This is a genomic window from Vibrio sp. 1F169 (genome assembly GCF_041439605.1).
Lineage (GTDB): Bacteria > Pseudomonadota > Gammaproteobacteria > Enterobacterales > Vibrionaceae > Vibrio > Vibrio tasmaniensis_A.
The window spans coordinates 36,987-55,650 of sequence record NZ_JBGOOI010000015.1; the positions used below are offsets into that span (position 1 = coordinate 36,987).

18 protein-coding genes are annotated in these 18,664 nt (G+C 43.5%); 10 read left to right on the forward strand and 8 right to left on the reverse strand.

Features of this window, described 5'->3' with window-relative positions:
* Positions 1 to 58: 58 nt before the first annotated feature.
* The 3 genes from csdA to ACED53_RS08695 all read right to left on the reverse strand — a co-directional run bounded on the left by csdA (position 59) and on the right by ACED53_RS08695 (position 3,249).
* Positions 59 to 1,270, reverse strand: coding sequence for a cysteine desulfurase CsdA (gene csdA, locus ACED53_RS08685; protein WP_017101901.1), 1,212 nt, complete (start codon positions 1,268 to 1,270; stop codon positions 59 to 61).
* An 87-nt stretch (positions 1,271 to 1,357) separates the two neighbouring features.
* Positions 1,358 to 2,251: a 2-dehydropantoate 2-reductase gene (gene panE / locus ACED53_RS08690; RefSeq protein ID WP_017101902.1), complete on the reverse strand. Its 894-nt coding sequence runs from the start codon at positions 2,249 to 2,251 to the stop codon at positions 1,358 to 1,360.
* A gap of 110 nt (positions 2,252 to 2,361) precedes the next feature.
* Positions 2,362 to 3,249, reverse strand: coding sequence for an outer membrane protein OmpK (locus tag ACED53_RS08695; protein WP_017101903.1), 888 nt, complete (start codon positions 3,247 to 3,249; stop codon positions 2,362 to 2,364).
* A 511-nt stretch (positions 3,250 to 3,760) separates the two neighbouring features.
* On the opposite strand from ACED53_RS08695, the gene ACED53_RS08700 reads away from it, so the two are divergent.
* Positions 3,761 to 5,107, forward strand: coding sequence for a DUF4397 domain-containing protein (locus tag ACED53_RS08700; RefSeq protein ID WP_017101904.1), 1,347 nt, complete (start codon positions 3,761 to 3,763; stop codon positions 5,105 to 5,107).
* 77 nt (positions 5,108 to 5,184) lie between these two features.
* On the opposite strand, the gene ACED53_RS08705 is transcribed toward ACED53_RS08700, so the two are convergent.
* From ACED53_RS08705 to ACED53_RS08720, 4 genes are all read right to left on the reverse strand, one after another.
* Positions 5,185 to 6,543, reverse strand: a complete 1,359-nt coding sequence (locus ACED53_RS08705; RefSeq protein WP_012603364.1) for an MFS transporter — start codon at positions 6,541 to 6,543, stop codon at positions 5,185 to 5,187.
* A gap of 51 nt (positions 6,544 to 6,594) precedes the next feature.
* The gene (locus ACED53_RS08710; protein WP_009848367.1) at positions 6,595 to 7,143 is read right to left on the reverse strand and encodes a peptidylprolyl isomerase; all 549 of its coding nucleotides are present in this window, start codon (positions 7,141 to 7,143) and stop codon (positions 6,595 to 6,597) included.
* A complete protein-coding gene (locus ACED53_RS08715; RefSeq protein ID WP_017101905.1) occupies positions 7,143 to 7,712 on the reverse strand; it encodes a YajG family lipoprotein in 570 nt (189 codons plus the stop codon). Before ACED53_RS08715 ends, ACED53_RS08710 begins: the two co-directional genes overlap by 1 nt.
* A 66-nt stretch (positions 7,713 to 7,778) precedes the next feature.
* Entirely contained in the window at positions 7,779 to 8,930 is a 1,152-nt protein-coding gene (locus ACED53_RS08720; protein WP_012603366.1) for a class I SAM-dependent methyltransferase, read from the reverse strand.
* A gap of 174 nt (positions 8,931 to 9,104) precedes the next feature.
* Here ACED53_RS08720 and bolA point away from each other — a divergent pair, with 174 nt between their 5' ends.
* From bolA to nqrM, 9 genes are all read left to right on the forward strand, one after another.
* Entirely contained in the window at positions 9,105 to 9,413 is a 309-nt protein-coding gene (bolA, locus tag ACED53_RS08725; RefSeq protein WP_009848370.1) for a transcriptional regulator BolA, read from the forward strand.
* A gap of 519 nt (positions 9,414 to 9,932) precedes the next feature.
* Positions 9,933 to 11,273, forward strand: a complete 1,341-nt coding sequence (locus tag ACED53_RS08730; protein WP_009848371.1) for a Na(+)-translocating NADH-quinone reductase subunit A — start codon at positions 9,933 to 9,935, stop codon at positions 11,271 to 11,273.
* 5 nt (positions 11,274 to 11,278) lie between these two features.
* Positions 11,279 to 12,523 carry an NADH:ubiquinone reductase (Na(+)-transporting) subunit B gene (locus ACED53_RS08735; protein ID WP_017067139.1) on the forward strand — a complete coding sequence of 415 codons (1,245 nt, stop codon included), beginning with the start codon at positions 11,279 to 11,281 and terminating at the stop codon, positions 12,521 to 12,523.
* Positions 12,513 to 13,280, forward strand: a complete 768-nt coding sequence (locus ACED53_RS08740) for a Na(+)-translocating NADH-quinone reductase subunit C (protein ID WP_017098020.1) — start codon at positions 12,513 to 12,515, stop codon at positions 13,278 to 13,280. Before ACED53_RS08735 ends, ACED53_RS08740 begins: the two co-directional genes overlap by 11 nt.
* Positions 13,280 to 13,912 (forward strand): NADH:ubiquinone reductase (Na(+)-transporting) subunit D, encoded by a 633-nt coding sequence (locus tag ACED53_RS08745; RefSeq protein ID WP_004735210.1) that lies wholly within the window; start codon positions 13,280 to 13,282, stop codon positions 13,910 to 13,912. Before ACED53_RS08740 ends, ACED53_RS08745 begins: the two co-directional genes overlap by 1 nt.
* Before the next feature lie 7 nt (positions 13,913 to 13,919).
* Positions 13,920 to 14,516, forward strand: a complete 597-nt coding sequence (nqrE, locus tag ACED53_RS08750; protein WP_009848375.1) for an NADH:ubiquinone reductase (Na(+)-transporting) subunit E — start codon at positions 13,920 to 13,922, stop codon at positions 14,514 to 14,516.
* Positions 14,517 to 14,545: 29 nt separating this feature from the next.
* Positions 14,546 to 15,772, forward strand: coding sequence for an NADH:ubiquinone reductase (Na(+)-transporting) subunit F (gene nqrF, locus ACED53_RS08755; protein WP_009848376.1), 1,227 nt, complete (start codon positions 14,546 to 14,548; stop codon positions 15,770 to 15,772).
* A 174-nt stretch (positions 15,773 to 15,946) separates the two neighbouring features.
* Positions 15,947 to 16,951, forward strand: coding sequence for an FAD:protein FMN transferase (locus ACED53_RS08760; protein ID WP_009848377.1), 1,005 nt, complete (start codon positions 15,947 to 15,949; stop codon positions 16,949 to 16,951).
* A 16-nt stretch (positions 16,952 to 16,967) separates the two neighbouring features.
* A complete protein-coding gene (gene nqrM, locus ACED53_RS08765) occupies positions 16,968 to 17,222 on the forward strand; it encodes a (Na+)-NQR maturation NqrM (protein WP_009848378.1) in 255 nt (84 codons plus the stop codon).
* 133 nt (positions 17,223 to 17,355) lie between these two features.
* Here nqrM and ACED53_RS08770 read toward each other — a convergent pair whose 3' ends face one another.
* Positions 17,356 to 18,594, reverse strand: a complete 1,239-nt coding sequence (locus ACED53_RS08770; RefSeq protein ID WP_017101906.1) for a response regulator — start codon at positions 18,592 to 18,594, stop codon at positions 17,356 to 17,358.
* Between the last annotated feature and the right edge of the window lie 70 nt (positions 18,595 to 18,664).

Sequence of the window (18,664 nt, forward strand, 5' to 3'; positions counted from 1 at the left end):
CGCTACTCGCTACTCGCTACTCGCTACTCGCTACTCGCTACTCGCTACTCGCTACTCGCTACAGCATATCAACGGCTTTTTCTATCGCCGCTACGAGCTTTTCAACATCATCTAGATTGTTATAAATACCAAATGAAATACGAACAGTTCCTTTCACATTAAGTGCATCCATTAATGGATGAGCACAGTGGTGGCCAGCACGAACTGCGATACCTTGTTGATCCAGCAGAGTAGCAATATCTTGATGGTGAACACCGTCCATCACAAAAGTAATCACACTCGCGTTGGGTTGATAACCCAATATCTGAATATCATCCAGTTTACTGAGTGCAAGATAAGTCTCGTGCTGTAGCTGGTGGATATGATTTTCGACATTTTGCTGGGCAAAACCACTTAACCATTCTATCGCTGCACTTAATGCGATGGCTCCCGCTACGTTTGGCGTGCCCGCTTCAAATTTTCCCGGCAGTTCAGAAAAGGTAGTGCCAGAGAAAGACACGCGTTCAACCATCTTGCCACCACCATGCCAAGGTGGCATCGCTTCTAGCAATTCAAGCTTGCCATAAAGCACCCCAATACCAGCTGGAGCATAGAGCTTATGCCCAGAGAACACGTAGAAATCAGCCCCTAAAGCAGTAACATCTACAGGCTCATGAACAATACCTTGCGCTCCATCGACCACAACAATCGCATTCATCTTGTGTGCTTTCTCGATCACTTCTTTGATGGGCTGACGAGAACCAGTCACATTAGTTATCTGAGCCAGAGCAACAATCTTGGTTCGATCATTTAATAGAGCGTCAAAGGCAGTAAGATCAAATTCACAATCTGACGTCATTGGTACTTTCACGACTTTAGCACCAGTTTGTTCAGCCACTATTTGCCAAGGCACGATGTTGGCGTGATGTTCCATTTCACTGACTAAGATCTCATCGCTAGGTTGAAGCGTGCTTCTTGCGTAAGTTTGTGCGATCAGGTTAAGTGCTTCGGTTGCGCCGCGAGTCCAAATAATCTCTTTTGACGATGTCGCGCCAATAAACTGAGCGACCTTATCTCTTGCGGCTTCAAATTGACTGGTCGCGTTCGCTGTTAAGCTATGACTACCACGGTGAACATTGGCATTTTGTTTGGAGTAGTATTGGCTAATGGCATCAATAACCACCTGAGGTTTTTGTGTCGTTGCTGCGCTGTCTAAATAAATCAACGGTTGTTGATTGATGGTTTGTGATAGCGCAGGAAACTGCTCTCGGATGTGATTGATATCAAGCATCTATTCTTACCTAAAATCTTGGAAATTGTTGCTAGCGTTATGCTGAGCGGTATCGTTATTTTATCGCGACTTGTTAATCGTTGCTGACTAATCTTGATGATTCCAGCGATTTTCTCGTTCTTTAACCTGCGTAAACAGCTTTTGGTTAACAGGAACCTCTATCTGATGCTTAAGTGCTGTTTTTATCAAGTGTCCGGTAATGAAGTCGATCTCTGTCTTTCGTTGGTAAAACATATCTTGCTTCATTGATGAATTGTTCTTTGCTGTCGCTTGAATAACCTTGTTGACGCTTGTTTCTAATTCGTCGAATGAACAAGTAATGCCTTCCGCCAGCATCACTTGCGTGAGTTCTTTAACTATAGAACTCAAAATATCGTTAAACCTTTGGTCAGCAAGCTCTCCATTTTTGATTTGTTCCAGCCCAGTCAGTGGGTTGATTGCACAATTTATGGCGAGTTTAGCCCACAGCGCCGTTGTTATTTCTGGATTCCAACTCACGGCAGGGAAGGCATGTTCCAACACATCAACTAAAAAAGTGCACTGTTGCCCCTTTAGGTTAAAAGCACCCAATTGAGTTTGGCCGATTCCGGTGTGGGATACATTGTTGCTATTGGGTTTGAATGCTGCTTGAGTCGTGGTCGCCAATACTACAGGGTGAGCGTCAATTTGATTAGCAATGTTATCGACCGCTCCCATACCGTTGTGCATGAACATGAGAATGGTGTCAGAGTCTAGATACTGAAGTAACGGAGTGGTGGCTTCTTCTACTTGCCAAGCTTTGACCGTGAAGATCACTAGATCACTTTCTGGTAGCTTCTCAATATTGTTGTTACTGAAGGAAAGTGAAGTTTGTTCATCAAGCGATAAGTCAATTGAGTTATCTGCGGAACGACTCCACAAAGCCACATTATGACCCGCTTGAAGTAGTTTTATCGCCCACAAAGAGCCGATAGCCCCAGGCCCAACAATAGTGATGTTCACAGCAATACCGAGATAAGAAAGTGGTGCTGCAAGGATAGCGAGGCATTAAATGAAAGCAATAAAAAATGGCACCCGAGGGTGCCATTTTGGAAACTTTCTTAGAAGTTCGATTAGAACTTGTAAGTTACAGCGAAGTAGTGACCTACGCCTGAAGTAGAGAATTCACCAATTTGTGGTTTATTCGGATCCATTAGAGCACCATCTCTTAGACCGTATACATCTTGGTATAATTTAAGACCGTAACCTACAGCAAATTGGTCATTGTGCCAGTAAATACCATTGAACATAGATCCGCCGTTGCTCGACTGGTTGTATGAACTATCACGACCAAACTCGTAATCGATGTAACCTTGGTAAGCAATGAATGAACCGTTATCGAAGTTTACGAATGGCTTAAACCAGTTTGTAGAAAATTGGTAACCGTTCCAGTCTTTCGCATTTAGATCGTACGTAGCGTAAAGGTTGAATTGCATTTTACCAAACCAAGGTACCATTACGTCTGAACCGATACCTGTTTTAGTTGCGTAACCACCGTCAGCTTTGCCATCGATAGTTGTGTAGTTTGCAACGTATAGTTCTTGTACTGGACCAAAAGAAAGGTCTTTACCAGTCAGACCATCGATAGACATACGAGGCGCAAATTTAACAAACAGTTGATCGTCATTTGCTTTATCACTGCCACTATCGTTAGTTAGGTTGAATACATCAATGTAACCGTAAAGATCGAAGATACCAGAGCGTCCACCAAACTCCATTTCAAGATAAGTATGATCTTTGTCTTGAGGCTTCTCATCGATAGTGTGCATGATATTAAACTGCATCCAGTTGTAATCATTCTTGTGAGTATCGCCGTCAGAATAATCAGCCGCCATTACTGGAGCAGAAGCTGCTGCAAGTAGGCCAAGAGTTAAAAGTGATTTACGCATAATGGAACTCTCTATGTTTGAAATAAGTAACCCGCTAATCCGTGCGTGTTTATATGTCCGAATGCCGAGCATAATAGCGATTTTGTTCTCAAATAAAAGTGAGACAGAGTGAAAGCTATGATTATTATGGTGAGCGTGATCACACTAACGATCTAAATGATGGAACTTTAATGTTGCTATGCATCTTGATGAATCCCCACTTCTATTGATTTTGTGAAATTCGATTATTTTGTGTATAAATTGGTGAAATACCGCTCTAAGCAAACGATTCTACCAAAAATCGTGACATGCATATCAAAATCAACAGTATTCCTTTCCAAGGCTTTTCGTGCTGAAAAGTGACTTAATCAAATCGCCCTCCATCCTGTCTTTGATCTATTTTTGACCAACTTCGTAATGGTGTTGGAATCAATTGATGAACAATTCATGTGATGACTAGCCTGACATTTAAATCTGTTTGTTTTTTCATCGCTGACAATATTGAGACCGTTCATTGCACCAATTTTGAGGCAACATTTAAAGATCTGCTCCTGAGCTTATCTTCTGTGTGACGAACTGGTCGAACTTTTTGGAGAGAAGACCAATGAAATATTCACCTATACTCGCTGTAGCGATGTCAGCCCTATTCATTGTAGGGTGTAATGATGACGATCAACCAACAACCCAGCTGCAAGCTGTTCACGCATCGCCAGATGCTCCACTAGCTAATGTGTTAGTTAATAGTCAGGCTCGTTGGACTGGGGTTGATTATGCTCAGGCATCTGGATATACCTCGGTCAATCAAGGCCAGACAACTCTACAGGTCGATGTTCAACTCCCTGGAGATGGTGTGGCGACGGTGATTCCGCCAAGCCAGTTCAATTTAAGCGGTGATTTAGATTACACGGTGATGGTGGTCGGTGATGCTGACGGTTCCAACAACCCAGTTGAGGCTCTCGTTGTGACACGACCTGCAGCAGGCACGGCGACGAGTTCGAGTTTGGATGTGCAAGTTGTTCACGCGGCAACTGGAGTTGGTGATGTGAATCTATACGTTACAGCGCCGAATGATCCTCTAGGCGCACCGATTGGAACTTTGGGATACAAAGGGTTCACTGATGTGCTAAACATACCTGCAGGACAATATCGAGTGAGATTAGAAACCGTGAGTGGAAGTGCTATCGCGTTTGATTCAGGAGAGATCACTCTCCCTGCTGGTAGCGAGCTGACCATTGCAGCCGTGCCAAGAGCGGATTCAACCAGTACGTCTCCGGTGAAGTTGATGGTAATGGATGGCAAAGGTTCATCTATAATTTACGACATGGCAGAATCTGCAGAAGTGAGAGTAGGGCATTTAGTTGATGGTGCACCCTCTGTGGATGTGTTTGTAAACTCGGCTAAGTTTGCTCCTCTTGATGCTCTAATGTTTAAAGAAGTTCGTGGCTTCTTAGATTTGGCAGCAGGCAGTTACGATATCGATATTTATGAAACAGCAACCACCTCTCCAACATTCATTGATGTTGACGGTTTAGCGGTGTTTGCCGGAATGGATTACAGTATCTATGCCGTGGGGACGGTAAGTCCTTTCAATTTGGAAGCGCTAGTTGTTCCAGAAAATCGACGCTCTGTTGCAACCAGTGCAGTATTGAACATTACTCATGCTGCAGCTAATCCAATTGCAGCTTCGGTTGATATTTATTTAACCGAGAACGTGGGAATTTCTGGAAGTACGCCTGCGTTGAGTAATGTGAAATTCAAAGACTTCGCGAATGGTATTTATGTAGCTGCGGGAACTTACTATGTGACGATTACGGTGGCTGGCGATCCATCTACTGTTGCTATTGACTCCGCGCCTGCGACCTTAGTTAACGGTGTTGTGTATCAAGTAGTGGCGATTGATGATTCGATGGGAACGGGATTTAACTTAATAGTAAGTGAAACCACAGATTAATCCGTTAAGCGTCTGCAAATAGAAAAGAGAAGAGGGTAGCTCAATGCTCCCCTCTTCTCTTTTGCTTTCTTTTTCTTTTATTCGTGGTTGTTTTTCGCTTTTTCTAATAAATCAGTGAAAAAGTGGCGTAGCGAATAGAGCATGATCAAACTCGGAATCACCATTAATGACGTCAGTATAAAGAAGGTTGACCAATCATTTAGGTAATCGACGAGCTCGCCACTGAATGAAGCCAGTGTTGTTCTACCGAAATTGCCTAAGGATGCTAATAAGGCATATTGCGTCGCTGAGAAAGCTTGACCAGTCAGTAAGGTTAAGAAAGAGACAAATGCTACCGTCGAAAAGGCGGTTGTGAAGTTGTCGACAATGATAGTTGCCAAGAACAGAGTTTCACTAGGGCCAGCCTGAGCGATCCAAGCAAACATTAGGTTGCTGGCTGCCATTGCTATGCCACCAATCATTAGTCCGCGTACAATACCGAATTTCACATTGAAGATACTGCCGAGCAAGGTGAAGAATATCGTCGCGCCCCAACCGATTAACTTAGAGTAGTGGCCAATCTGTTCATTGCTAAAGCCTATCTCTTTATAGAAGGTGATTGACATTCTACCCAAGAAGGCTTCACCTATCTTAAATAGGAACACAAACAGTAGAAGGGTGATGGCAACTTGAACTCCGTTTCGTTTGAAGAAATCATAAAACGGTTCTAGCACTGTAACGCTGAACCAAGCGACGACTTTTGAACCCACAACTCTGTTGTGACGTTGTTGTGCTTGCTCTTGTAATGCTTCACGTTGTGTATTGGGTTCTCCGACAAAAAGAGTAAACAGCATTAACACGACAACCACACCAGCCATACCGTAATACACACCATTCCAACCGATTGAGTCAGCATTGATAAAAGCAAGATAACCTGGAAGAGAATAGCCAGTCCACCATCCCATCACGGCCATTGCGGATGCTTGTGGCAACTTTGATGCTTCCGATTTTGGAAATGAATCAATACGGAAGGCATCTATTGCGACATCTTGAGTTGCTGAGGCGATAGCTATTCCGAGAGCAAGCATAGAGGTGAACATCAAGTCATTGGCTGGGTTTACTCCAGCAATGAACAGGGTACAGATCAATACCAAGCTTTGGCACAAGAATATCCAACTGCGTCGTTGGCCTAATATCGCGTGTAAAACTGGCAGTTTGACTCGGTCTACCAACGGTGCCCATAAAAAGTTAATAGCATAGACAGCAAACACACTGCCGAAATAACCGATCGCAGCACGAGTTAACCCGGCATCTTTTAGCCAACCAGACATGTTGGATCCAATCAGAACCCATGGGAAGCCACTCGAACAACCGAGCATAAACACCCAAAGTAGACGTTTGTCTAAGTAGCTGCGGAAAGTTTGCATCCAAGAAAGAGAGGGGGTGCCTGATGACATGGGGCGTCCTTGTATAGAAAACGCCCTTAAGAATAAGGGCGTTACATTGGATTACTTAAGAAGGGTCACTTTAGTGATGACGATTGGGTCGACAGGAATGTCTGACATGCGGCCCATTCGCTTGGTTGGAATTGTTGCCATCTTCTGAACAACGTCAAAACCATCGGTTACTTTACCAAACACAGCGTAACCAGGATTACCGCCTTTCGCGTTTAAGAAATCGTTGTCTGCAAAGTTAATGAAGAACTGGCGAGTTGCAGAATCTGGTGCATTGGTGCGAGCCATTGCGATCGTTGCAGTATCATTCTTCAGGCCATTGCTGCCTTCATTTTTGATAGGCGCATAAGTTGCTAATTGCTTCATATCTTGATCGAAGCCACCACCCTGAGCCATAAAGCCCGGGATCACACGGTGAAACTGAGTGCCTTCGTAGCTACCGTCAGCAACATATTTCAGAAAGTTATCAACACTAACCGGTGCTTGCTCTTGGTTTAGCTCGATAGTGAAGCCGCCTAATGTTGTTTCTACGTTCACTTTAGGACCAGCCCAAACGCTCACGCTCACCAGCATCAATGCGATAGAAGATAGAATGCGCCCCATTAGAAACGTTCCTTCATGTAAGTTTGCAGCTCTTGGTCATTGGCAATCTCTTTAAGAACTAAGTCGATAACATCGTTTAGTACCATTGCGATATCGTCATTTGATGCACTTAATGCACCTGTGCGAGTTGCTGTACCATTGAATGTCTTAACTAGCTTGCCTTCAGGCGTTTCAGCGGTTACTTCAAGAGTTACTTTACCATCCATTTGGTTTTCCATGATGGTGTGCTTGACGGTAACAAGCGCTTCTTGAATCTCTAAAACAATTGAGTTTTCACTGTTAACGCTTGCACGAAAACCTTGAGACTCCAATTGTTGAGCAATAGCGTTTTCTAGAGAAATACGCATGTTTTGCTTAGCGTGAATTGGCTGAATGTTTGAACGGCCACTATCAACCAATGCAACATATTGAGCGGCACGAACATCTTTACTGGTTAGTGTGTATGTTTTGCCTTGTACAAGGTTGCTTGAGCTTAGTGAAGCTTCTGGCATTACGTTGATCTGTTCTTTCTGAGGGGCTGAACATGCTGTCAAAGCCAAAATAGAAGCAGCCAAAATCAGTTTTTTCATTCCTTTATCCTTTCTAAATTCACACCAGGAGCTTGGTATCTTAAATTCTTGTGACGTCGTTTCTGCTTATTTATTAAAATTCGCAGGTTCTCTTGTTGCTTGTAATATCTCAAATTTCTGGTTCAGTTCAAGCGTTTCAACGTTTGCTTCACCAAATAGTCTTGCTAGTTTGACATCGTATCCGAGGTGTCGGTTACCAATAACAATTAATTTGCCTCCGTTGCTAAGAACATGCTTTGCATCACAGAACATTTGCCATGCAATGTGATCTGTAATCGCTTGTTGTTGGTGGAACGGAGGGTTACACATAACTAAGTAAGTGCTGTTTTTCTTAAAACCATCTAAACAGTTATTGGCGATGAACTGGAAATTACCTTCTTCGCCAAGGTTATCCTTAATATTTTGGCGCGCTGATTCCACTGCCATAAAGCTTTCATCAACACAGGTGATACGCGCTTGTGGGTTTAATTGCCCAGCTTTTACACTCAATACACCGTTGCCACAACCTAGGTCGATAATATGACGCAGTTCAGGATCTTGAGGGATGTGCTCTAGCATATAGCGAGCACCTTGATCGAGTGCCTCGCCTGAGTAAACGTTCGGTAAATTTTTCAGGCGAATATCTTCACCGTCTACATCCCATTCAACAAAAGGTTCGACCGTTTGAATCGGCTGACAATTTGGTGAAGAGAAAACCAAGCGATGTTTCTTCTTCGCTAGAGAAGTTTTGGTTTCACCTAGGTACTTTTCGAAAATATTAAGTGTAGATGTGTGGATATCTTTTACTTTGTTTACACCGATGACTTGGCAGCCTTCTGGCAACGCTTGGCGTAGTTGGCTCAATTGCCATACTAGATGACGGTTTGTTTTCGGTAGTTGCATGATCACAAGATCGATACCGTGTGGGATATCATCCATCGTATTCAGGAAGTTCACACGGTTACTTTGATTGCGCTGCAAGTTTTTTAGCGCACCGCGATGAGAGATAAACGAGTCGCTCATCATGGTGACATCATGATCTTTAGAGAACCATGCCGACAGGGCACCAAAGCTATCGTTCATGATCAGGATGTGTTTGCCAGGTTCCAGATTCATCTCTTCAACGTGACTAATAATGTATTCGTCGCCCGCATCCCAAGCTTGAAGGGTTTCATTTGAACGGTTGGGGAAACGATGTAAGGTCAAAGTTCTATCGAGAAGAGTAAGTTCGGTTTTCATAGCTTGAGATACTTATGTAAGAAATAACAAAGATATTGTCTCAAATGCAGCCTGAACAAGATAGAAAAAACTCAACCAAACCTAAGTCGTTCGTTATGAAATACTCAGACAGTCGACCAGTTAGGGTTTATACTTCCCCCACAGATAATGCCAATACGTTATTAAGGAATCATAATGATCCAAGAAGTTATCGAAACAAAATTGCACAATGAGTTTTCACCAAGTCATTTAAACGTGGTCAATGAGAGCTACATGCACAATGTTCCGGCTGGTTCTGAGAGTCATTTTAAAGTGATTGTTGTCAGCGATGCGTTTGAAGGCTTGCGCCTTATTGGTCGTCATCGAGCGGTAAATAAAGCACTTTCAGAAGAGCTAGCGAATAATATTCACGCACTATCTATTCACACTTATACAAAAGATGAATGGATGAAGCAACTCGATAACGTGCCAGACAGCCCTATGTGTATGGGCGGTGGTAAGTAATAAAACTAACTGATAGAAGAGGTGGCGATGCTGCCTTTTTTATCGCCAGGCTGATGTGTTTTTAGGGTTTATATCACTCAAATTGATGTCAAATTAGGCGTCTTTAAATACCCACAATGAGTAATGTTTTTATTAACAGTGTTTCAACATAACTCGTAAAATATTAGTTTGTGACAGAGTATTAATCTCTTGTTTAAAACACGATTCAAAAGCCATTTTATCTGTGCGGCTCGTCAAATTTATACATATTTGAGAGTCCATATGCTTCAAATCTCACCAAATTAAGGCCGTATTCAAGTTATTGGTCATGGCATCAAGTTGTCAAAAAATGCTAGAATACGGCACCTGATAAATCTCACATAATCTTTGTGATGAGTTTATTAATGTAATGTTGCGATTTTGGTATCTCTAATTTACCAAAACCGGACACTGTAATGTCGTGTCTAAGGGCGATTTTAAAACGTCCCGAATTTACGCAATTAAAAGAATCTTTTTCCCGATAAAGTAGTGCAAGTGCGTATGATTACAATAAAGAAGGGTTTGGATCTTCCTATCGCAGGAACTCCATCCCAGGTGATTAATGATGGTAAGTCCATCACTAAAGTCGCCTTGCTTGGCGAAGAGTACGTTGGTATGCGTCCTACGATGCATGCTCGCGTTGGTGATGAAGTGAAGAAAGGCCAAGTTCTTTTTGCAGATAAAAAGAACCCAGGTGTTGTATTTACTTCTCCAGCAAGCGGTAAAGTTATTGAAGTGAACCGTGGTGCTAAGCGTGTTCTTCAATCAGTAGTGATTGAAGTAGCAGGCAATGAGCAAATCACGTTCAATAGCTATGAAGCTAACCAACTAGTAAGTCTTGACCGTGAAACGGTTAAAACTCAGTTAGTTGAGTCTGGCGCATGGACCGCTTTGCGAACTCGTCCGTTCAGCAAGGTTCCAGCAGTTGATTCTGAAACTCAGGCTATTTTCGTTACTGCTATGGATACTAATCCGCTAGCAGCTGAGCCAGAATTAATCATTAACGAGCAGTCTGATGCTTTTGTTGCTGGTTTAGATCTTCTTTCAACTCTGACTAACGGTAAAGTGTACGTTTGTAAAAAAGGTACTAGCTTACCTCGTTCAGCTCAGTCTAACGTTGAAGAACATGTTTTTGATGGCCCACACCCTGCAGGTCTTGCAGGCACGCATATGCATTACCTATATCCGGTAAATGCACAAAATGTAGCGTGGAGCATTAACTACCAAGATGTTATCGCATTCGGTAAGCTTTTCCTTACTGGTGAGATTTACTCTGAGCGTGTTGTTTCTCTGGCTGGTCCAGTGGTGAATAACCCACGTCTAGTTCGTACTCAAATTGGTGCTAGCCTTGAAGAGTTGACAGACAGCGAGTTAATGCCAGGCGAAGTTCGTGTGATTTCTGGTTCTGTACTTACGGGTACTGAAGCAACAGGTCCACATGCTTTCCTTGGTCGTTACCATCAGCAAGTTTCTGTTCTACGTGAAGGTCGTGATAAAGAGCTATTCGGCTGGGCTATGCCTGGTAAGAACAAGTTCTCTGTTACTCGTTCATTCCTTGGTCACCTGTTTAAAGGTCAGTTGTTCAACATGACAACGACGACAAACGGTAGTGACCGCTCAATGGTTCCAATTGGTAACTACGAGCGCGTAATGCCTCTAGATATGGAACCTACATTGCTGCTTCGTGATCTATGTGCAGGCGACATTGATAGTGCTCAAGCACTTGGTGCGCTAGAACTAGACGAAGAAGATGTAGCATTGTGTACCTTTGTATGTCCAGGTAAGTACGAGTACGGTCAACTACTTCGTGAATGCCTAGATACGATTGAGAAGGAAGGGTAATTTTCATGGGCCTTAAAAAGTTTCTTGAAGACATCGAGCATCATTTTGAGCCAGGTGGTAAACACGAGAAGTGGTTTGCGCTTTACGAAGCAGCAGCGACAGTGTTCTACACGCCAGGTCTTATTACAAAGAAAAGCTCGCACGTTCGTGATAGCGTTGATTTAAAACGTATCATGATCATGGTTTGGTTCGCGGTATTCCCAGCAATGTTCTGGGGTATGTACAACGCGGGTGGCCAAGCTATCGCTGCACTTAACCATATGTACGCAGGCGCTGAACTAGCATCTGTTATCAGTGGTAACTGGCACTACTGGCTAACCGAAATGCTTGGAGCCTCCTTAGGAGCCGATGCAGGTGTTGGCAGCAAGATGCTACTTGGTGCGACATACTTCCTACCTATCTACGCAACGGTATTCATCGTAGGTGGTTTCTGGGAAGTTCTGTTCTGTATGGTGCGTAAGCACGAAGTAAACGAAGGTTTCTTTGTTACTTCTATCTTATTCGCGCTTATCGTTCCGCCAACGCTTCCTCTATGGCAAGCAGCACTAGGTATTACCTTCGGTGTTGTTGTGGCGAAAGAGATCTTCGGTGGTACGGGTCGTAACTTCCTGAACCCTGCACTTGCTGGCCGTGCGTTCCTATTCTTTGCATACCCTGCACAGATTTCAGGTGACGTAGTTTGGACTGCTGCAGATGGTTTCTCTGGTGCAACTGCTCTTAGCCAATGGGCTCAAGGTGGCGGTAGCGCACTAATGAACGTGACATCAGGTGAAGCAATCACTTGGATGGACGCATTCATTGGTAACATCCCAGGTTCTATCGGTGAAGTATCAACTCTAGCACTTATGATTGGTGCAGCGATGATCGTTTACATGCGTATCGCTTCATGGCGTATCATTGCCGGTGTAATGATCGGTATGATTGCTGTGTCTACGCTGTTCAACGTGATCGGTTCTGATACTAACGCAATGTTCAGCATGCCTTGGCATTGGCACCTAGTTCTAGGTGGCTTCGCATTCGGTATGTTCTTCATGGCGACTGACCCAGTATCAGCTTCATTTACCAACAAAGGTAAGTGGTGGTACGGCATCCTAATCGGCGCAATGTGTGTAATGATTCGTGTAGTTAACCCTGCATACCCAGAAGGCATGATGCTTGCGATTCTATTCGCAAACCTATTTGCTCCTCTGTTTGATCACGTTGTAATCGAGAAGAACATTAAGCGGAGACTAGCGCGCTATGGCAAGTAATAACGATAGCATTAAAAAGACGCTGTTTGTTGTTATCGCATTGAGCCTAGTGTGCTCAATCATCGTTTCAACAGCTGCAGTTGTTCTTAAACCTAAGCAGCAAGCTAACGCAGTTCTGGATCAGCAAACTAAGATCCTTGAAGTTGCGGGTATTGAGCTTGCAGGTGATATCCCAGCACTCTACGCAGAGAACATCGAACCTCGTCTAGTTGATTTCGCTACTGGCGATTTCGTTGACGGCGATGCCGCTGCATACGACCAACGTAAAGCGGCAAAAGATCCAGCTCAGTCAATCAAGCTTTCAGCTGAAGATGACATCGCTAAGATCATTCGTCGTGCTAACACGGGTACTGTATACCTAGTGAAAGATGGCGCTGAGACTTCTAAAGTTATCATCCCTGTTCACGGTAACGGCCTTTGGTCAATGATGTACGCATTCGTTGCGGTAGAAACTGATGGCAACACAGTTTCTGGTATCACTTACTACGAGCAAGGTGAAACTCCTGGACTTGGTGGTGAAGTTGAGAACCCAACTTGGCGCGCTCAATTCGTTGGTAAGAAATTATTCGACGAAAACCACAAACCTGCTATTCAGGTTGTTAAAGGTGGCGCTCCTCAAGGTTCTGAGCACGGTGTAGATGGCCTTTCTGGTGCAACACTGACTAGCGTTGGTGTTCAACATACATTTGACTTCTGGTTAGGTGATATGGGCTTTGGTCCGTTCCTAGCAAAAGTTCGTGACGGAGGTCTGAACTAATGTCTAGTGCAAAAGAAATTAAAAAGAGCATCTTAGCGCCTGTGTTGGATAACAACCCAATCGCGCTACAGGTTCTTGGTGTGTGTTCTGCTCTTGCAGTAACCACTAAGCTAGAAACAGCATTTGTTATGACTATCGCGGTAATGTTCGTTACTGCTCTGTCTAACTTCTTCGTTTCTTTAATCCGTAACCACATTCCTAACAGTGTGCGTATCATCGTTCAGATGGCAATTATCGCATCATTAGTAATCGTGGTAGACCAAGTGCTTAAAGCATACCTATACGATATCTCTAAGCAGCTATCTGTATTCGTTGGCCTAATCATTACTAACTGTATTGTAATGGGTCGTGCTGAAGCATTCGCAATGAAGTCTGCGCCAATCCCATCGTTTATCGACGGTCTTGGTAACGGTCTTGGTTACGGTTTCGTTCTTATCACTGTTGGTTTCTTCCGTGAGCTTCTAGGCTCTGGCAAACTATTTGGTATGGAAGTACTACCTCTAGTGAGCAACGGTGGTTGGTATCAGCCAAACGGCTTGATGCTTCTAGCACCTTCAGCATTCTTCCTAATTGGTTTCTTGATTTGGGCAATTCGTGTGTTCAAACCAGAACAAGTAGAAGCGAAGGGGTAAGGTAGTCATGGAACATTATATTAGTCTGCTAGTTAAATCGATTTTCATCGAAAACATGGCGCTTTCTTTCTTCCTAGGTATGTGTACGTTCCTAGCGGTATCTAAGAAAGTTAAAACTTCTTTTGGTCTTGGTGTTGCGGTAGTTGTAGTACTTACAATTGCTGTTCCTGTAAACAACCTTGTTTACACACACATCCTGAAAGAAAACGCGCTTGTTGAAGGTGTCGATTTAAGTTTCCTTAACTTCATCGCATTCATCGGTGTTATCGCGGCACTTGTACAAATCCTAGAGATGGTTTTAGACCGTTTCTTCCCACCTTTGTACAACGCACTAGGTATCTTCCTTCCACTGATCACAGTTAACTGTGCAATCTTTGGTGGTGTATCTTTCATGGTAACGCGTGACTACAACTTTGCTGAATCTGTTGTTTACGGCTTCGGTTCTGGTGTGGGTTGGATGTTAGCTATCGTTGCTCTTGCGGGTATCCGTGAGAAGATGAAGTACTCTGACGTACCTCCAGGTCTTCGTGGCCTTGGTATCACGTTCATTACTGTTGGTCTGATGGCGTTAGGCTTTATGTCTTTCTCTGGTGTTCAACTGTAGGGTAAGCACCCAGTAATAAGGAATAACAAATGCAAAGCATTATTCTTGGCGTAGCGATGTTTACCATTATTGTATTGGCTCTAGTACTAGTGATTCTTTTCGCTAAGTCTAAGCTAGTACCATCAGGTGACATCACTATTGCTGTAAACGGCGACCCTGAAAAGGCGATCGTTACTCAGCCTGGTAGCAAGCTACTTGGTGCCCTAGCTGGCGCAGGTATCTTCGTATCTTCTGCTTGTGGTGGCGGTGGCTCTTGTGGTCAGTGTCGTGTAAAAGTTAAGTCTGGTGGTGGCGACATCCTTCCAACTGAACTTGATCACATCACAAAAGGTGAAGCTCGCGAAGGCGAACGTCTTGCATGTCAAGTTGCTATGAAAACTGACATGGAGATTGAACTAGACGAAGATATCTTTGGTGTGAAGAAGTGGGAATGTACTGTTATCTCTAACGATAACGAAGCTACTTTCATCAAAGAATTGGCTCTAGCTATCCCTGAAGGTGAAGAAGTTCCGTTCCGCGCGGGTGGTTACATTCAGATTGAAGCTGAACCACATCACGTGAAATACGCAGATTACGATATTCCTGAGGAATACCGTGGTGACTGGGATAAGTTCAACTTGTTCCGTTACGAGTCTATCGTTAAAGAGCATTCGATCCGTGCTTACTCTATGGCTTCATACCCAGAAGAGAAAGGCATCATCAAGCTTAACGTGCGTATCGCAACTCCGCCGCCAAACAACCCTGACGTAGCTCCTGGTGTGATGTCTTCATACATCTGGTCTCTTAAAGAAGGCGACAAATGTACTATTTCTGGTCCATTTGGTGAGTTCTTTGCTAAAGACACAGACAATGAAATGGTATTCATCGGTGGTGGTGCAGGTATGGCGCCAATGCGTTCACATATCTTCGACCAACTTAAGCGTCTTAACTCTACTCGTAAGATGTCTTACTGGTACGGTGCACGTTCTAAGCGTGAGATGTTCTACATTGAAGACTTCGACGGCCTAGCAGCTGCAAACGAAAACTTCGTGTGGCATTGTGCTCTGTCTGATCCTCAACCAGAGGACAACTGGGACGGTTACACTGGTTTCATCCACAACGTATTGTACGAAAACTACCTGAAGGATCACGAAGCTCCTGAAGACTGTGAGTACTACATGTGTGGTCCACCAATGATGAACGCGGCTGTGATCGGCATGCTGAAAGATCTTGGTGTAGAAGATGAAAACATCCTACTAGATGACTTCGGTGGTTAATCCATTTAAGTGATTGATATTATGGCTGACTCTTACGAGTCAGCCATTTGTTTTTCTAAGACTACTCGTGACAACAAACTGGCTTATATAAGAAAGAGTAAGGCATTTAAAATACCTATTTTTCACTCTTATTTTTCCTTATATAAATCCTCAACATTAGACAGGAGTAAGCAAGTGAGAATTTGGCTTGTTGCATTAACTTCTTTAATTTTTCTTGCGGGCTGTGAGCAGGCAAGAGAGCAAGTACATTTAAGTGGTCCGACAATGGGGACCAGTTATAACATTAAGTACATCAATGGCGATGAATTTCCTGAGTCTAAAGAAGTTCATACCGAGATCGATCGTCTACTTGAAGAAGTAAATGATCAAATGTCGACTTACCGTGAAGATTCAGAGCTGAGCCGTTTCAACCAACATAAAGGTGCGGACGCATTCGAAGTATCTGAACAAACCGCTATCGTTGTGAAAGAAGCGATTCGTTTGAACGGTCTTACTGAAGGTGCGTTGGATGTGACGGTTGGTCCATTAGTTAACTTGTGGGGTTTTGGTCCAGAAGCACGTCCTGAAGTGGTTCCATCAGACGAAGAGCTTGCGGCTCGTAAGGCTAAGATTGGTATTCACCACTTAAGCGTTGAAGGTAATAAGCTAAGCAAAGATTTGCCTAATTTGTATGTTGACCTTTCGACTATCGCAAAAGGTTGGGGCGTGGATGTCGTTGCTGACTACCTCGATTCAATTGGCATTCATAACTACATGGTAGAAGTGGGCGGTGAAATCCGTTTGAAGGGCTTAAACCGTGAAAGTGTGGGTTGGCGTATCGCCATCGAGAAGCCAAGTGTTGACGAGCGCAACATTCAAGAGATCATCGAGCCTGGTGATATGGCGATCGCAACGTCTGGCGACTACCGAAACTATTTTGAGCGTGATGGTGTTCGTTATTCACACATCATCAACCCAGAAACAGGTAAGCCGCTTCATCACAAAGTGGTTTCAGTGACTGTTTTAAACCCGTCTTCAATGACTGCAGACGGTTTATCTACTGGCCTTATGGTCTTAGGTGAAGAAAAAGGACTGGAAGTCGCAAACCAACATAACATCCCAGTGTTCATGGTGGTAAAAACAGCTGATGGCTTTAAAGAAATTGCTTCAGAAGCATTTAAGCCATACTTAGGTAAATAAGGTAAGCGAGATAATTATGAATACATTTCTGATTACATTTGGTGTTTTTCTTGCAGTAATCGCAGCGATGTCAATTGGCTATATTATCCAAAAGAAAGTTGTGAAAGGTAGCTGTGGTGGCTTAGGTGCTGTTGGTATTGATAAAGTATGTAACTGCCCTGAACCTTGTGATGCGCGTAAAAAACGTGAAGCACGTGAAGCATACCGTGAAGAGAAACTGGCAGAACGTCAACAAAAAGAAGCGGCTTGGAGTAAAGACCGTATCGCTTAATTGGTGACAGTCATAGGGGAATAGAGTTGTCTATGCCCTTAGAATAAGAAGCTCAAGATTATCGTCTTGAGCTTTTTTTGTTTGAGTGAACTGTCTATTTTGGAATGCTAAAAACGGAAACAAAAACGAATTTCTAGTGGTCGATTTGCATGTTATTGCGCGCAAAGACCAGTTGGTTCCTACCTTGTTCTTTTGCAGTATAAAGTAGTTCGTCCGCGGCTTTTATTTGCTCATCCAAACTGCCAACTAAGTCGCTTAACCCGATACTCATGCTGACTTTAATCCGTTGTGAGTCATGAATAACTTCTTGGTTTTGTATCGCAATCCTCATTGACTCTAGCGTGTCGACAAATTCTTCAAATGGTCGGCATGATTGAATGCAGAACTCTTCACCGCCGAAACGAACGGCGACATCATCTTTAAAATGATTTTTGATGATCTTTCCGACTTCAATGAGTACCGCATCGCCACCATCATGACCGTAGGTATCATTCACCTTTTTAAAGAAGTCTATATCCATCATGGCGATGCTGCGATGTTCGCAGCCTTTACATGTTTGATTGAATAGATAACGACGGTTCCAAAGCCCGGTCAGAGCATCTTCATTTGCATGACGAAATAGTTCATTGGTGGCCTCTTTCATATCGAGTAGCTGATGAATACGGCAGAAAAACTCTTCTTGGTTAAATGGCTTGTAAAGGAAGTCGTTGGCACCAGCCTTAAGGAAACGAGCTGTCATGGTTCGGTCGTCACTGCCAGATAGCCCAAGAATAGCGAGTTGATTACGATCATGGTGTACTCGAATGTCACGGGTCATCGAAATGCCATCTTTGTTTGGCATGTCATGATCGGTAACGACGAAAGTGATGTCGGGGTCGTTTTGGAGAAGCTCTAGTGCTTGTTCGCCATCTTCCGCTTGAATCGTTTGAATATATTGGTGCTCAAGAAGTTGCACTACATATCGACGAACAACCGCAGAATCATCAACAACCAAGGCTTTATGATATCGGTTATTTGAGATTCGATTAACCAAAGGAAGCAAATAACTGACTGATGACATGCTGTCTTTGAGGATGTAATCAATCACACCCTTCGCGAGTACTTGTTCTCGAAGTGTGTTGTTGAACATGCCGGTTAGGACTATAATTTTTTGTTGATAGCCGAGTACCAAATCAATGATCTCGCCATCTTGACCATCGGGTAAGCAGTAATCGAGCACCGCGCACAAGAAATCCGTATCTTGTTCTAAGATTGCTTCAGCTTCAGCCACTGATTCAGCCAGCGCAACCTCATAGCCATCATTTTTCAATTGCTGGTACAGGTAGTTTCTGAATGCACGACTATCTTCGACTACTAGTATTTTATCACTCAAAAGTTATCCCTACTTATAGGTTAAATACTCTCTAACAATACTATCAGAATAGTAAGTGGCTAATGAAGTT

Bases quoted from the DNA above. Each gene is read 5' to 3' on its own strand.
- csdA (WP_017101901.1), bottom strand. From the start codon at position 1,270: ATGCTTGATATCAATCACATCCGAGAGCAGTTTCCTGCGCTATCACAA.
- ACED53_RS08695 (WP_017101903.1), bottom strand. From the start codon at position 3,249: ATGCTCGGCATTCGGACATATAAACACGCACGGATTAGCGGGTTACTT.
- ACED53_RS08700 (WP_017101904.1), top strand. From the start codon at position 3,761: ATGAAATATTCACCTATACTCGCTGTAGCGATGTCAGCCCTATTCATT.
- ACED53_RS08705 (WP_012603364.1), bottom strand. From the start codon at position 6,543: ATGTCATCAGGCACCCCCTCTCTTTCTTGGATGCAAACTTTCCGCAGC.
- ACED53_RS08710 (WP_009848367.1), bottom strand. From the start codon at position 7,143: ATGGGGCGCATTCTATCTTCTATCGCATTGATGCTGGTGAGCGTGAGC.
- ACED53_RS08715 (WP_017101905.1), bottom strand. From the start codon at position 7,712: ATGAAAAAACTGATTTTGGCTGCTTCTATTTTGGCTTTGACAGCATGT.
- ACED53_RS08720 (WP_012603366.1), bottom strand. From the start codon at position 8,930: ATGAAAACCGAACTTACTCTTCTCGATAGAACTTTGACCTTACATCGT.
- bolA (WP_009848370.1), top strand. From the start codon at position 9,105: ATGATCCAAGAAGTTATCGAAACAAAATTGCACAATGAGTTTTCACCA.
- ACED53_RS08730 (WP_009848371.1), top strand. From the start codon at position 9,933: ATGATTACAATAAAGAAGGGTTTGGATCTTCCTATCGCAGGAACTCCA.
- ACED53_RS08735 (WP_017067139.1), top strand. From the start codon at position 11,279: ATGGGCCTTAAAAAGTTTCTTGAAGACATCGAGCATCATTTTGAGCCA.
- ACED53_RS08740 (WP_017098020.1), top strand. From the start codon at position 12,513: ATGGCAAGTAATAACGATAGCATTAAAAAGACGCTGTTTGTTGTTATC.
- ACED53_RS08745 (WP_004735210.1), top strand. From the start codon at position 13,280: ATGTCTAGTGCAAAAGAAATTAAAAAGAGCATCTTAGCGCCTGTGTTG.
- nqrE (WP_009848375.1), top strand. From the start codon at position 13,920: ATGGAACATTATATTAGTCTGCTAGTTAAATCGATTTTCATCGAAAAC.
- nqrF (WP_009848376.1), top strand. From the start codon at position 14,546: ATGCAAAGCATTATTCTTGGCGTAGCGATGTTTACCATTATTGTATTG.
- nqrM (WP_009848378.1), top strand. From the start codon at position 16,968: ATGAATACATTTCTGATTACATTTGGTGTTTTTCTTGCAGTAATCGCA.